At 38.6% G+C, this 15,915-nt stretch carries 10 protein-coding genes and 1 pseudogene; 9 read left to right on the forward strand and 2 right to left on the reverse strand.

Going from position 1 to position 15,915, the window contains the following annotated elements; all coding sequences use genetic code 11:
- The first annotated feature begins 301 nt into the window (after nt 1-301).
- Nucleotides 302-1,672 (forward strand): L-serine ammonia-lyase, encoded by a 1,371-nt coding sequence (locus BCU68_RS09805; protein ID WP_102564601.1) that lies wholly within the window; start codon nt 302-304, stop codon nt 1,670-1,672.
- A gap of 141 nt (nt 1,673-1,813) precedes the next feature.
- Here the strand turns inward: BCU68_RS09805 and BCU68_RS09810 are convergent, their stop codons facing one another.
- The gene (locus tag BCU68_RS09810) at nt 1,814-2,212 is read right to left on the reverse strand and encodes an OsmC family protein (protein WP_102564602.1); all 399 of its coding nucleotides are present in this window, start codon (nt 2,210-2,212) and stop codon (nt 1,814-1,816) included.
- Nucleotides 2,213-2,453: 241 nt separating this feature from the next.
- Between BCU68_RS09810 and msrB the strand changes: the two genes are divergently transcribed.
- The 7 genes and pseudogenes from msrB to BCU68_RS09845 all read left to right on the forward strand — a co-directional run bounded on the left by msrB (nt 2,454) and on the right by BCU68_RS09845 (nt 13,168).
- On the forward strand, nt 2,454-3,578 hold the full coding sequence (gene msrB, locus BCU68_RS09815) for a peptide-methionine (R)-S-oxide reductase MsrB (protein WP_102564629.1): 1,125 nt from the start codon (nt 2,454-2,456) through the stop codon (nt 3,576-3,578).
- 369 nt (nt 3,579-3,947) lie between these two features.
- Complete coding sequence (locus BCU68_RS09820) at nt 3,948-5,540, forward strand: BCCT family transporter (protein ID WP_102564603.1); 1,593 nt, start codon at nt 3,948-3,950, stop codon at nt 5,538-5,540.
- A 181-nt stretch (nt 5,541-5,721) separates the two neighbouring features.
- Nucleotides 5,722-6,306, forward strand: a pseudogene (locus tag BCU68_RS09825) (mechanosensitive ion channel family protein); the annotation flags it as partial.
- A gap of 153 nt (nt 6,307-6,459) precedes the next feature.
- Nucleotides 6,460-8,805 (forward strand): hypothetical protein, encoded by a 2,346-nt coding sequence (locus BCU68_RS09830; RefSeq protein ID WP_102350425.1) that lies wholly within the window; start codon nt 6,460-6,462, stop codon nt 8,803-8,805.
- Entirely contained in the window at nt 8,793-11,228 is a 2,436-nt protein-coding gene (locus BCU68_RS09835; RefSeq protein ID WP_102350424.1) for an integrase, read from the forward strand. The genes BCU68_RS09830 and BCU68_RS09835 overlap by 13 nt, the downstream gene beginning before the upstream one ends.
- A 10-nt stretch (nt 11,229-11,238) precedes the next feature.
- On the forward strand, nt 11,239-11,817 hold the full coding sequence (locus BCU68_RS09840; protein ID WP_102564605.1) for a hypothetical protein: 579 nt from the start codon (nt 11,239-11,241) through the stop codon (nt 11,815-11,817).
- The gene (locus BCU68_RS09845; protein WP_102564606.1) at nt 11,804-13,168 is read left to right on the forward strand and encodes a tyrosine-type recombinase/integrase; all 1,365 of its coding nucleotides are present in this window, start codon (nt 11,804-11,806) and stop codon (nt 13,166-13,168) included. Before BCU68_RS09840 ends, BCU68_RS09845 begins: the two co-directional genes overlap by 14 nt.
- A gap of 63 nt (nt 13,169-13,231) precedes the next feature.
- Here the strand turns inward: BCU68_RS09845 and BCU68_RS09850 are convergent, their stop codons facing one another.
- Entirely contained in the window at nt 13,232-14,371 is a 1,140-nt protein-coding gene (locus BCU68_RS09850) for a hypothetical protein (RefSeq protein ID WP_102564607.1), read from the reverse strand.
- 223 nt (nt 14,372-14,594) lie between these two features.
- Between BCU68_RS09850 and BCU68_RS09855 the strand changes: the two genes are divergently transcribed.
- Nucleotides 14,595-15,821 carry a ParB/RepB/Spo0J family partition protein gene (locus tag BCU68_RS09855; RefSeq protein ID WP_102278205.1) on the forward strand — a complete coding sequence of 409 codons (1,227 nt, stop codon included), beginning with the start codon at nt 14,595-14,597 and terminating at the stop codon, nt 15,819-15,821.
- Nucleotides 15,822-15,915 lie beyond the last annotated feature (94 nt).

The raw sequence follows: 15,915 nt of genomic DNA on the forward strand, positions 1-15,915 counted from the left end.
GTTTGTGGGTACGAGTCCTTCTATATCTATCAGTTATTCAAATTAATGATGCCTTACCATACCTGTATTATGATAATTAAGCATCTGAAATACCATAGTATAACTTTGGATTATGTACTTAATTACACTACCTTTATTGTTTCATTCACCACAACAAGTCGACTTTATTAAAAAACAGAAACACCTTTTTGCCAAACCAACAGCTTACCAATATGGACTGTTCGTTTTTGCGGTAATGACCATTGCATTGTGCTTTGTCCTACCCAATTGGCTTTTTACTTTTTTTTCTAGGTAATTATTTATGTTGTCTATCTTTGATATCTACAAAATTGGCGTTGGACCTTCCAGCTCCCACACCAACGGCCCGATGATCGCGGGTTTTGACTTTACTCAAATCATCAAAGATTTTCTACAGGATGTAGAGAGAGTTCAAGTTGATCTCTATGGTTCTTTATCGTTAACGGGTATTGGTCACCATACCGATAGAGCATCGATTCTTGGTCTATTAGGTAATAAGCCTGATGCGATCAACATCATCGAAGCTAATCAACAAATGGCCACAAGCATTAAGGAAAAACGCTTACCATTGTCTGGTACACATATGATTGATTTTGATATGGAAAGCGACATGCTTTTTCATGAAGACAATCTGCCTTTGCACGAAAATGGCATGACCATTACCGCCTTTGATGCACAAGGTAAGCAACTAGCGATCGAGACTTACTACTCTATTGGTGGTGGGTTTATTGTTACCGCTGATGAATTAGAACACGGCAGCAAAGCTGAAAAAGTAACGCTGGACTATCCATTTAAAACCGCTGATCAACTGCTTAATATGGCAGAAGAAAACGGATTAAGTATCAGTGCTTTGATCCAGCAAAATGAAACGGCTTACCGCTCAACAGATGAATTGTCACACAAAGCAGACCAAATCTGGCAAGTAATGGCTTCTTGTATGGAACGAGGCTTTGAGACAGAAGGGATCTTAGATGGTGGATTAAATGTCACCCGTCGTGCCCCTGCCCTGCTTAAAAAGCTAGAGTCTAATGGCAGCCTAGAAAATGATCCGATGGAGATCATGGACTGGGTTAACGTATTTGCCTTCGCGATTAGTGAAGAAAATGCAGCTGGTGGTCAAGTGGTTACCTCACCAACGAATGGTGCTGCTGGCGTTATTCCAGCCGTTTTGATGTACTACCATCGTTTCATTCGTCCATTAGACACAAAACAGATCCGTGATTTCTTAGCGGTGTCTGGTGCGATTGGGATGCTTTACAAAGTGAATGCTTCTATTTCTGGTGCAGAAGTGGGTTGCCAAGGTGAGATTGGTGTTTCATCTTCTATGGCAGCAGCAGGCTTAACGTCACTGCGTGGTGGTAGTAACGAGCAAATTTGTATCGCAGCAGAAATTGCAATGGAACACTCTTTGGGTATGACTTGCGACCCTATTGGCGGCTTAGTTCAGGTCCCTTGTATTGAACGTAATGCCATGGGTGCAATGAAAGCCATTAATGCATCTCGCATGGCATTAAAGCGTACAAGCAAATCGCTTATCTCACTGGATCGTGTTATCGCGACTATGTATCAGACGGGTAAAGATATGAATAAAAAATACCGTGAGACATCATTGGGTGGCCTTGCGATTATTCATCTTGCTCCACCTTGTGAATAGTCAACATAGGTGACACTGTCACTCTTGCTATTCATAATAGCATGGCCGTAAGAAAGTCAGAGATTACCATTAGACCATACTCAATTAAAGCAGAATGAGATGAACCTCTTTCTGCTTTTTTATACCTTGAAGTTATGGTACTTAAACGATATCCCAGCTATGCGTCATCTCAAGTCCTTCGCTTAGCATCAAACATACCGAACAGTACTTCTCTAGTGAGTCGGCAGCAACTTGAGCAACAACGTTAGGATCTAAGTTCTCACCCGACACATCAAAATGAATATTAACCTTAGTAAATATACGTGGAGCCGTTTCACGACGTTCTGTTGTCAATTTAGCAACGCATTCCGTCACAACCTGTCCTGCTGATTTTAAGCCATCAACCACATCAACTGAACTACAACCACCCGCTGCCATTAAGACCATTTCCATTGGGCTTGGTGCTGTCGCGCCACCATTGCCATCCATAACAACAGAATGACCAGACTGTGAATGCCCTAGAAACTTAAATTCTTCGACCCATTTTACTTCAGCTTGCATCTTGTACCCTACTTAGTTATTCACAATACATTATTTGCCTAACCTACTACTCTCTTAATAAAGGCGCAATCGTAATTCCAGCGATTACACTATAATTAATCTACTCAATAGCAATAATATCGCTAGGTGATGAAATTTTATCCCACTTACCTATGTCTATAGTAATAACCAATGATAATTTGAATACATCCCCCAAATAAGTGAGGGCATTATGCTTAGACAGACATTGACGACTTTATCCATGCAATGCAAATCGGTAAAACTCGGGCTGACAAAACGAGGCGTTAGTACCTTTTTTGCCCTTCTATTACCAGCTCAGTTTGCCCTTGCGGATTCATCACCTGCTGAGAATAGTGCGGTTGCAACACTGGCAGGTGGATGCTTCTGGTGTGTTGAATCCGATTTAGAAAAACTATCTGGAGTCAGTAGCGTGATCTCTGGTTATAGCGGTGGTGATGTGGACAATCCTACCTATAAAGCGGTTTCTTCGGGTAAAACGGGGCATATTGAAGTTGTGCAGGTGACATATAACCCTGAGAAAATTAGTTATGAAGCACTGCTTGATGAGTTTTTTCGCCATATAGATCCTACGGATAACCAAGGCTCATTTGTTGATCGAGGTCGACACTATCGACCTGCTATTTTTTATCATAATGATATTCAACAGCAAGTAGCAGCTTCATTTATGGCTGAAATTGATAAAGCCAATATTTTTCCCAAACCCTTAGCAACTGAACTGATCGAATTTAGCCAATTTTGGCCTGCAGAAGAATACCATCAAGATTATTACAAGAAGAATAGTATTCGTTACCGCTACTACCGTCACGCATCTGGTCGAGATCAATATCTTGATGAGGTTTTTGGTGATGATAGAGATAAGCAGCCACAAACCATTCGTAGTTTAATTCAGCACAAACAGTCGATAAGCCGCTATACCAAACCTAGTGCTGCAGCCATTAAAGCCAAGTTGTCTGCCCTTCAGTTCGATGTCACCCAGCATGAAGCAACTGAAAGACCTTTTGATAACGAGTATTGGGATAATAAAGAAGAAGGTATTTATGTTGATGTAGTGACTGGTGAACCGCTTTTTTCTTCAACGGATAAGTATAAATCAGGCACAGGCTGGCCAAGCTTCACACAACCGATTAATGAAGCATTCATCACAACCAAAACCGATTACAAGCTGCTTTACCCAAGAACTGAAATACGCAGTCGAGTTGGTGATTCCCACCTTGGGCATCTATTCACGGATGGACCAAAACCAACAGGTCTTCGTTACTGCATGAACTCTGCTGCAATGACCTTTATTGCTAAAAATGAGCTCAAAAAGCAAGGATATGAGGAATATTTAACGCTATTTAAGTAAATAATCATAAATTTGCACCGATGAATGTTAAATACATTATTAATCACTAATCAAACATAACTACCAACAATATGCGCTAACTTATTGCTGGCACCTCAACATTAAGTACTGATTAAATTGAATAAAACAAAGAAACGCATAGATTAGACGACCATTTAAAGTATGCAAAATGAATGTCTTTGTCTCTATAAAATATCGAAGAAAAGTACAATCAAATTCTAAAACTTCATGAAATAGTCACCTACTTTATGTTAGCATAGCTTCTTTTTTTTGACGTACCTCACAATTTTGACACTAAGTTAAGCCTGTTAAAATTGTAAACGAGGTGAAATGCATAAACTTCTTATGAAGTGATATGAAGGGACATTAATGTCTAACCTTACGACTGCAAAATCTGAGAAATCAGCAACTAAAACTAATTTATCTTTCTCTTCTAAGTCTTTGAGCCAACTTAGCCGCTCCTTAGAACTGACTAACCCGGTATTTTGGCTAAGTGGTAGTTTTCTTGTTTTCTTTGTCTTAATGGCGATACTCAACACACCATTACTATCCAGTATGGTGAATACAGGGTTTGCTTGGGCAACGACAGTTTTTGGTCCATTTTGGCAAGTTCTTCTACTGGTGAACTTTGTTATCGGTCTCTTTCTTGCGTTTGGTCGTACTGGCCATGTAAAGCTTGGTGGGCTTGAAATGCCAGAGATGGATACCTTTAAGTGGTTATCCATCATTTTATGTACATTACTTGCTGGTGGTGGTGTTTTCTGGGCTGCTGCTGAGCCAATTGCACACTATGTTTCTGCTCCGCCAATTTTTGGTGAAGTAAGCTCGCAAAAAGAGTTGGCTATCAATGCACTTTCACAATCGTTCATGCACTGGAGCTTCCTCGCTTGGGGGATCCTAGGTTGCCTGAGTTCTATTGTTCTAATGCACCTTCATTACAATAAAGGTCTACCATTAAAGCCACGTACACTACTGTACCCGGTATTTGGTCAGCGCGTGATTAGCGGTCATTTAGGTAATGTGGTTGATGCTTGTTGTATTATTGCCGTTGCTGCAGGCACGATTGGACCAATTGGTTTCCTTGGTTTGCAAATCAGCTACGCATTAAACGACCTATTTGGTTTACCTGATACTTTCACGACACAAAGCTTGGTAATTATTGGTGCCATTCTTATGTATACCCTATCGGCACTTAGCGGTGTGAATCGAGGTATCCAACTAGTTAGTCGTTACAACATTATTTTATCGGCTGCTTTGATCTTATTCATTTTAGTATTTGGTCCAACTCAATTTATCTTTGATGGCTACCTACAAGGTATGGGTCAGATGGTTGATCAGTTTGTACCAATGGCGCTATATCGCACCGATACTGAGTGGTTAAGCTGGTGGACTATCTTCTTCTGGGGCTGGTTTATTGGTTATGGTCCAATGATGGCGATCTTTATTGCTCGTATCTCACGAGGCAGAACGATTCGTCAATTAGTGCTATCAATTAGTATCATTGCACCATTAATCACTTGTTTCTGGTTTAGTGCTATTGGTGGGACTGGTCTAGCGTTTGAGTTAATCAATCCAAACTCGGTCGCGAGCGGTTTTGAAGGCTTCAACCTACCTGGTGCACTGCTTGCTATAACACAGCAACTGCCACTACCAATGTTGATTTCTATTCTGTTCTTGATTTTAACCACAACATTTATTGTTACTACAGGTGACTCAATGACCTATACAATTAGTGTTGTAATGACAGGTTCAACAGAGCCAAACCCATTAATTCGTGTTTTCTGGGGTGTGATCATGGGTATGATTGCAGCCGTGTTAATCTCAATGGGTGCGGGTGGTATTACTGCTCTGCAATCATTCATTGTTATTACTGCAGTACCAGTGTCATTCGTTTTACTTCCATCATTGTGGTTTGCACCTAAAATCGCGCAGCAGATGGCAAAAGAACAAGGTATTGCTTAACTCTTAGCAAGCCTACTACAGTACTGGATAAGAACCCTATGATTGGTTTTTATCCAGTATTGCTTTTCTAACATCTTCCCTTAGCTTTCTAATCCGCATAAACAACCTATTGATCATAGAGAAAATGTCTCTTTTCTGGTAATTTCAACACCATACTTGTTTGATATAGCAATAAAGGCTTGTGAATCAATTGATCAGTACAATACACAACTACCTCACTACCCATCAATCTGAATGGGTCTTAAGCGTCTTTTTAATCACTCTCGGCAGTTTGTTTGCTTGGTTAGTATGGCGAGTGGTGTATAGCCGATTACATACCCTGACTGAAAAAACGCACTTTCACTGGGATAACCTTGTACTCGAGTCGCTTAAGGCTCCGGTAAGTGGCTTTATTTGGCTATGGCCTGCCACTCTCTCACTTGGCTTTATCCTCGAAGGGCAAACGAGTGATGTTATCAATGGACTGGGAACCTTAAAGTCTATTCTCATCATTAGTGTTTTTATCTGGGCACTGCTGCGCTTCATCAATAATATAGAAATTTATGTATTAGCGCAGGCAAAGCGCGATGAAACCACCGTTCAAGCCATCGCAAAAGTCGCACGCCTACTTTTTATCACCATCGGTACCCTGACCATCATGCAAGCCTTTGGGTTAAGCTTATCTGGCTTACTGACTTTTGGTGGCGTAGGTGGTTTAATTGTTGGTTTAGCGGCAAAGGATCTACTGTCTAACTTCTTTGGCGGCATGATGATCTACTTTGATCGCCAGTTTAATCTCCCAATATCAAATCTTGTCAATAAATTCGTAACCGTATAATTAAACTGTATTTTATTGCCAAATACTTTAGATTTTTTAATTGACAACTGTCAATTGTCTACTAGGCTAAAGATTATACACACTATATAATTCAGTACGCATATGAGAATCCCGATATTAAAAGAGCTATCTCAAATCACTTCGTCTCTATCACCCTGTTATTCTCACCACCTTTCCAACGATATTTTCCCGCAATCTTCTATAGTTAAAGGCAAGGTAGAAGGTGCTGTAATACAGAAAAAATTAAATATTTATGCATCCTTCTGTTACCTAGTTAAGTCAAAGGGGTATAGTGGTATTGATATCCTGAATGATGCCTCTGCTCTGAATCTTCATTTTGAACAATTTATCGGTTTTCTACATAAGGAATCAGAAGTAAAGCGAGATTGCTCGTATAGCCTAATTAACCCATTCAGAATAGCCTTTAGCCTCCTAGCCAAAGAAAGAGGCCTGCAACTTCAGAAAATTAAACTCTCCACTAACTATATTACAGATGATTTACACAGGTGTATCGATAGGTATAACGCCCTGAGCATTGATAACACCAAGCGCGATTATCTCAATGGGTGGCGCGCGGTTAGCAAAAATGGTCAAGAGTATGAGCTGTTTCTTGATCCAATCTACACAGGGCACGGCAAAGAATTTGCTACGTTGTTACATAATGCTCTCAACGATTACACCTCAAAAATGCTTCAGTCTTCAGCTCGTACTGTAGTTAATAACTTCAATAATCTATTCAGAGCGATGTCCATAGTTTGCTCTAAACAAAAAGACATTAATGACCAATTGAATCACGAAAACCTACATCAGTTTTTCCTCAAAATCATGAACCTTCTTTTTGCTGAATGTTTGGCTAAAAATAACGACCCCAAACATTTTTTTCTAACATGGAAAAGGTCAGTAGAGCACTTTCAGAAATGCTTCATCCAAACAGGTATATTTGATCCTCCAATTAAGCCATTTGTGACTCCGATATGGAAGTCACCAAAAGATTCTATATTCACTTTTTCGATCGGAGGTCAAGCATCAAAAATCGAAAAAGATCGATGGTTTGCAGATATCCCTTTGAGAATAAAGGATGAAGAAGCCTTAACCATTATTCAATCAAGGGTTGAGAGAGATTTAAAACACATTCACCACATTTGTTATACAAAATTCAAAGAGTTTAAAAAAATTGACAAGCGCAATGACTTGTACCGTTGCAGCGGCGTAATAAAGCCACTGACACGAGCCTATGGATCAGATGTGCCTGTAGGAGATAAGCATGTTGCAAATACAGTTGCCACATTCCATACATATGGAATCGCAGGGAAGAAATCAGGTTACGTTAGTTTTTTGGGGTTTGCAGGCAACTCACGGGATCTTAATTATGAATTGAATCTTCCAACTGTCGCTAGCCTAGCGATTATGTGTAACTTATTGATTCAACAGCATCCTCAAATTACTCCATCTTGGCTCGAAAAGTGGGAGCTATTTAACAAGAATGGCGATCAAACTGGTTTTATCCAATCTGGAAACCAATTCTTAATTGATAGTGTTAAACGTCGTAGAGGTCTATCAAAAGCTCAACAACCAATCATTTTAAACGAATTTTCAAAGGAAGTGGTTGAATACCTCATCGAGCACACCGCTATAGCTCGCGACAACCTCAGGAATAAAAAAGATACCTCTTGGCGGAAAATGTTACTCACTGCGAATGTAAACAAGGCTAGTCAGTCAAGCAGGTTAACAAGCTACGACACGTCGCCAACATTTATTGGTTGGATGACTGATAAATCATTATTTTCCAATGAAATACTTATTACTCAAGAGGAAGCAGCTGTCATTGCAGATATGGCGTCCCTTCGTTCAGTTAGAAGAAATAAGGCTCTTCTAACCTATTTGGAAACGCACTCCATGACTGCCGTAGCTGAAGCTCTTGGGCACAAAGAAATGAACTACACTCTGTTGTGCAGTTACCTACCTAAACCTTTAATGGACTTCTTTAACGACCGCTGGATTAGGCAGTTTCAAAACGCCATACTTCTTGAGGCTCTAAAAGGCTCAGATTATCGTTTAGAAGCTGTTGATATGACTGCTGATGAAATAGATGAATTCCTCGAAAATCATGCTCTTTCAGAGCTTCCTAGCTTTTCTCAATTTGAAGCCGCTTCAACTGGGTCACAGAACATTTACGTCGATAAATACGACTTTGATGGAGCCACATTCACTATTGGTACCGCATTATTGCAGGTACTAATAGCGATTAGGAATACTATCGAAGAAAACTCATATAATGAGTTAACGGATATTATCAATAACTGGTATGAGTCTTCTATTTTTATTCTTAACCTCTTGGAGTCAGAACAATATAGCGCAGATAAAGAGCTAACACGCATGCTCCATGAGGCGAAATCCAACCCGTTGGATACACAACAATTCAAGGAAATGATATTATGCGTTCAATAATTGACTGTAATAAAAAAGTTATCAACTTAGGTAAAGAGGAATTAGAAACTCTGATTTCTCAAGCTATTTCAAATGGTAACTTTACAAGTCTAGAACAAATAACGAACGTATATACTGGTATTTACAGCGCTTTAAAAGATAAACCTTGGTGGTTGGTCAGTGATTTTGAAGATGATATCTGGATCTTCGACTTCCAGTCAGATACACAAAAAAAAATAGCAAAATCGAAACAAAAAATTAGTGAGATAGATTGGACATCGATAATTCTTGATGATGGTAAACCTATTACATCAAATAAACACCGTCAACTTTTAAACGCTTTCAAGTACTGGCTTATAGCTGTTGATAACCCATTTGATAATGGTGGAAATTTCATAACGGCTACTACTGCTAGAGCCAAGTTCAACCGTGTCGTTTCTATGATAAATTCCATTTTAATAAACGCTCACAAAAAAGAACTCGCAAATAACCATCTTCAGAAGTTTAATGATGACTTTTGGCTTAGTATCCTTACCTCTATTAGCGCACGTGGTAATGTATTGGGTATTTATGGAATAGAGCCACGAATTAAAAATCTCCTTGATAATGCCGCCAATACTATTTCCGATGAAGATGCAGAAGCTTTCTCTAAAGAATATCCTTATTTACTCGAAGAATTATCTGAAGATAAAAATAAACTACTATTAAATGATCGTGTAAAATCGTGTAAGTGGTTATTTAATAACGGCTTCTATAAACAGTCTAACGGTGGGATAAGATATACAGGCAACTCAGCTTTTTTTGCTTCATCGCTGTTTGAGGGTAAAGTGTTAGATATTAATAAATTAAATATACCTGTATACCCGGAAATAGTCATCATCCCCCCTGTATTAAAAACCGAATACCCTCGTATTGATTCCAAAGACTATAGCAAAGGAATTACTAAACCAGCTATTGAAAACTATATACAGGTAATTAGATTAATTCATACGAATATTGGAAGAACTGATGCAGCTCAACCTAATATTATTGGTAAAAAAGTACTGGCGATTAACGTTATGCAGAATGAGCAGACGATAGAGAAAACCCCTAATAGGACTAAAACAGTACCACCAGAGGTCATATTTAACCTTCTCCGAGATTGTTATGAGTTTACTAAAGAACATTTGCCAGTAGAACCGACATCCCCTTATGAAACTACAACTCTACTATCTGAAGTACTTAAACTACTGGAAGCTGGTAACTCAAAATCCACTAAAGCAGACACAAGCCCTACAAGACCCAAATTGAACTCTAAAGAGTTTAATGAATCTTTGCATCGAGAATTACCTTCGACAGAGCGAGCTTGGTGGTTTGAGTATGAAGCAATAAACACACTAAGTACTGAATACATAAAAAAAGGGATTAAACAAATTATTCCTTTAGGTATAGATGAATTAGATAAACACAAAAAAATTCGATCTGGAGAAAGTTTATTCGATCTATTTTCTGTATTACAAGGTTCAATACAAATCCTTGTTGGAGCAACAGTGGCAAGAAGACAAGATGAACTAATTGAGCTAGAAGAGCATGGTAATTTGGTACCCAATATAAACCCATTTACAGAGAAAGGTGGTAACACTCAATACGATCTAAAATTCAAAGTAAAAAAAACAGGAGTAGGTGGTAAAAAGGGGCAAAAAGAGTTAGCTAAAAGACCTATACCACGGTCAATTGCAAAAATGATATGGCAATTAGAGCAATTTAATATTGGGATGAATAAAAGAGGTTTGAGCTATGGTACGTTGTCATTATTTAATACACTAGATCCGACCATTGGGAAGATCGGCTGCGTAGACCACAAGAGTTATAATACTAACCTTGATAATGCCTGCGATTACCATGAGACGCTGTTGGTAAAATATAGCACCGTAGAATTAAGGCGACTTTATGTAAGGCAACATCAACTTAGACGTTTCTTTGCAATGGCTTTTTTTTGGTCAAAGCGATTTAAAGGAATGGATTCACTTAGGTGGATGTTAGCCCACTCTGATGTGCAGCATCTCTATAACTATATTTCAGAACTGGAAAGTGGTGCCGTTCTCTTAGGAGTAAAAGCAACAGCAATCACTCGTAGTCTTATAGATCCATCGTCTGAGTTATATGACACAGAAAGTATTGAGATCCTGAGAAAGACTATAGCAAATAGAATATTAGGTAATAACTCTCGATCAATTGATGTTAGTTCACTCAGTGAGGCTTATGACTGCTTTAAAGATGAGTCTTATCACACTATCCCAAGTATCGATCAGATTGAAACCGAGCAAATGATCGAGTACGAAGTTCTTAATATGTTGAAGGATGGCTCAATTACTCTAGAACCCGACTTTTTTTCCATCTCAGATGCAAGTGGCAAAAAAATCCAAACATTCACTTTAATACTAAAAACCAAAGATCTCGATTAGGAACATTTAAATGAAAAAGTTAAGCGTAAACCAAATTAAAGCAATAAAGACTGAACAACTTTTACTTGACGTAATCAACAAGCCCAATAATTTTACAAATGATGATAAGTTAATTCATGCACTTCGCTCTCAAGGGGCTTTAGCGCAGTATGATAACCCAGTCCTTAATATTACTTCATGTTCACTCAATACCCTAAAAAGCAATTGCAATGATACTTTAAAAAGAAAGTACAAAGGTCTCGATATCCTTAGAGTCAATGCCAAAACAGCCATTGAAGATAAAGAACAGGAACCCAAGGTAGATAAACCTAACAAAGCAACACTCTCTGGATTGAGATTGAAGGTCAATGAGCTAAATAGTGAACTGGAATCACTTCGTTTTGCTTGTTTCAACCTAACGAATATTATTGATGAACTACGCTCGTTTACCAAAAAGCTTGCCGTATATGACGGAACCAGTGATGCACGATATGACCTCTATAAAGATCAAGACTATGAGATCAGACTGAAGCTGGATTACACTAATCAATTTCAAGCATATAAAAATTCCCAAGAAGAATACCAAAGGTTTCTAAATGCCAGTAATTAAATTAGAGAACCATAAACAATGGACACATATTGGGCTTGATAACAGTCTAAAATTTAGAAAGCCTATTGATATACAATTCGTGACGTACAGCAACGGGCTTCCGTGTGTGGAAGTAAATGCATACATTAAACAGTTAATTTTAAATGGCAAAAAATCCAGTACTATTCGTACTAAAGTTTATAATATTTATCATCTAGTACGTTTTGTAGAAGAACAACCTCTTTTGAGTTCCTTTGAACAACTGAATAACTCACTGTTTAAACTATTCATACATAACCTACAAAGAGAAATTAAAACAAATGGAGAAAAATTGAGAAAAACAAATACAGTAATAACTATTGGGGCTCAATGTCTTGATTTTCTGTGTTTTGTCAAGTCTTTCCATGATTTAGATAACTCCATTGGTACGGACAAAAGCAGCTCAATAATTATTACTGAAAAGGAGTATAAGTTTAAGCCCGAAGGATACAAGAATTATAAATATGGTACTACAAAGAAACACACTTCTTTCCCAGATCCTGACGAGAGAAAGAAACGCCACCCTGTTGGTGAAGAGGACGCGCTCGCAGTATGGCAGTATATTAAAACTCAAAAAGGAAAAGACAAACGTAGGCGTGACATGGCTTTCTACACATCAATGGAACAGCTGGGGGCTCGCGTAAAAGAACTCAGTCTAATGACCCTCACAGATTTTGAGAATGCAAAGCAAACTGGCTTAATGAAATTGGTGACTCTGAAAAGAAAGGGGACTGAAGAATATACCCGCATGGTTCCCGTACCAAGTATTTTTATTACAAGTATCTCTGATTACTTAAAGGTAAGGAAAAAGGTGACGAAAAGCAAAAAAGTAAATCATGATTATCTTTTTATCAGCCTAACAACAGGAAAACAATTGAGTGCTGGCACATGGACAACTTATATTAAAGAGTGGCAAAACAAACTTGGGATAAAAACTCCTATTAGTCCTCATAGGTGGCGTCATGCTTTCGTAACCGAAAAACTAAAGGAATTAATACTTGCTGATGATGAGCTCAATAGCAAAGATGACTTTCGAGCAAAATTACTTCATACAAACACGCTTAAGCAACAGTTGCAGCAATGGACGGGACACTCAACCTTAAACTCCCTCGATATTTACATTGACCTCATATTTGCAGAACTGAATGGTTATGCAAAAGTGTATAGTGCTGTTTCATTATCAAATGCGGTCAAGCTAGTCGAGCGCCAGCTAGAATACTTCAAGGAACAATTAAACAAAGGGGAAATAAGCAACACAGACCTAAGAAAAGGGTTGGACGAATTAATTAATTCTTTCAGCAAAGACATTAATAGTTCCACTGAACATCGATAAGCTAGCTTATTTATGCTCAGTGGTTCAAATGAATAAAAGTACAACACAAACTACTAAGGTTGGTTAGTTATCGTTTACCCTAAGACTATTCACCACTTCAGTTTCTCGCATAAAATACTCAAACAACCCTACCCTAAACAACCGAGTCGATGTGGCCGCATTCTTGTAAATACGCCCTTTAGCATCTAGCTCCATTACTGAGCAATCATTCCAATGTATGGCATTCTTACTGTAATCAAGCCTTCCTAATGCTTTACCAGCCGCTTTCAACTCACTTAGTGACGCCCCATTGCTAACTAATTCATGAATCGTCAAACCAAGTGCCTGCCAGACCTGTGGCGACAAGTGATACCCAGAACGATCTTTGAGAAAGATCTCTTGCAATGATTCAAGCCATGCCCTCAAAAAGAAAGTAATTTTCTCCATATAGTCATCAGACAAGACAGAAGTAAGACTTGTCCCATTAGGCAATTTAATGTCTTTCGACATTTTGCTGTACTCCTGTGTTCCCACTCCGGCAACAGCACCAACCAGAAACTTAAAAAGTACGTATTGCGTGGTGATATAACGCTCTGAAGTTTTCACATGTTTGGAGTCAAAATTCACACCACCATAAGATTCAATATCAGCGTCTCGTATCAACTGATCAATAAAAGGCTTCAATGGAAAATCATCATCGGGTAGCAAATTCTTTCCACCAAGAAGATGTGGAAGGCTTAGTGATGACTCGAAAATACTGCTCTTTTTAAATAGTTCAATGACATTATCAGTATTCAAACCTTGTTCAGTATCAAACACAATGCGGACTTCTACCCCCTCCATTGCTAAACGTTGTCTCTGCTCACTTCGTTGATTCGCTTCTTTAACAGTCAGTCTAGAGCTAAATAAGAAGGTTTTTAACCCTAAGATCTTGCAGATAGCAGTCAAGCCCAAAATGTTACCGACGACATATGTATTAGAGGTGTTGTAAATCAAGGTCGGTAACTGGTGTGATGCATTAGTAAGAGTAGGTTTATCGATAACTGCAAATGTTAGCGACAAAGGCGCACTTACCGAATGTTCAATAGCGTTTTTTTGTAGTTCAGACAGTATCTGTTCGACTTTTTCAATATTTTTAGCATTCACAGCAGCATCAATCGCCCACCTCAATTCTGGCAAGAGGTTACTGGTTGAAAAGTATGAAGCGACCTCAGCCATCGGCATTGTGGTAATCAAAGTGTGCTGCGTCCGACCATGTGAACGAAACAACATGCCACTAATTTTTTTATCAGAAATACTCAAAACTTTTCATCCAGTTACTGAAAAAGTGGACTTTAACTCAAAAAAACAACTTGATCCGACATGTATGTCGGATCAATACTAATCAAAAGAGTTAAAGCGCAAATTGCTCCTAATAGCGATAATGCCACAGATAAAAGGTCAAAACATGAAAGACAAAAATACCGATAATCATAATGAGATATCAGGTGAGATCTTAGAAAGCTCTATCGTTGATAGTTTGTTTATTAAATACGATGAGAAAGAAAGTAATAGCTATTTAGCTAGCTCAAAAGAACTATTAAAAACAGCAGAATCGCTACCTCCTCAACTGCTTGAAGGCATTTTTAAATCTAGGGCTCGCTATTACTCAGGGGTAAAAGCAGTTAAAACAACACTGAAGCATACTGTCATCTATATCAGCCCTCAGATTGCACGTGATATGTTAAAGTTTTCCCGACGTGGAGCAATTAACCCTAATAATAAGAATCGAAAAATAAGCAGAGCAAGAGTTAAGAAGTACGTAGAATTAATGAAAAAAAGAAAATGGTGCCTTACTGGTGAACCAATTATCATTTCTGTCGAGGGCGAGATTCTCAATGGTCATCATCGCCTAGAAGCTTCATATGAAGCGAATGAAGGTTTCATTGCTCCTGTTATTTACGATGTAACTGACGATCTGTCATTTGCAAATATTGATGTGGGTAATATGCGCTCTAGATCGCAGGTATTAGAGATGGCTGGGGTTCTAGTGAACGCTCAAGTGCTATCTCGTGTAGCTATGCTATCAAAAGCCTTTGATATGACGTCTAACCCTTATGCATTCAGAGGTACTCAAGGCACATCTTTCCAACCTTCTGAAATATTAGCATATGTTGAAGAAAACGAAGAGCTTGCATTATCTGTTGATTTTATTTCTAAAATAGTAAAACGACATAAACTTGAGACTCAAGTCTCTGAGGCGATTTACGCTTTCGCTCATTACATGATTAAACAAAAGCTAAAGGATTATGAACTGAACAAAACACTGCCCCTGTCACCAGAAACCTACCTCACTCGGATTATTTCCTCCCTAGGGCTGGAGTCTGAAGATGACATTGAATATCAGGTCCGTAATTACCTACAATCACTAGTCCATGAGTCAACAAGTTACTCTCTTTTATGCAAGTTATCAGCTATTTTTAAAGGGTGGAACCTGCATTTAGGCATCCCTGTTTCAGGTAATAAAGTGAGTGTTCGCCGGGTCGCTCGATATCGAAGAGATAGTGATGGCAATAAAGTTCCAATGACATCCGCTGGGAATATTAATGAAGCATTCACAATCCCATGTGTTGAAAAAGGGCCCGCTCCCAAGAAAATCTTGAAACAAGCCAACGTACAGACATTGGAGAAGTAAGTTTGGTTAACATAGACTTATCAGTTCCGGAGTTGAAAGAGTTCATACTCAATGACAGCACTCCATTCAAGGTGGTTGACCCAACTAGCCTACC

Origin of the sequence: Vibrio sp. 10N.286.49.B3 (assembly GCF_002873395.1) — a bacterium.
Classification (GTDB): Bacteria; Pseudomonadota; Gammaproteobacteria; order Enterobacterales; family Vibrionaceae; genus Vibrio.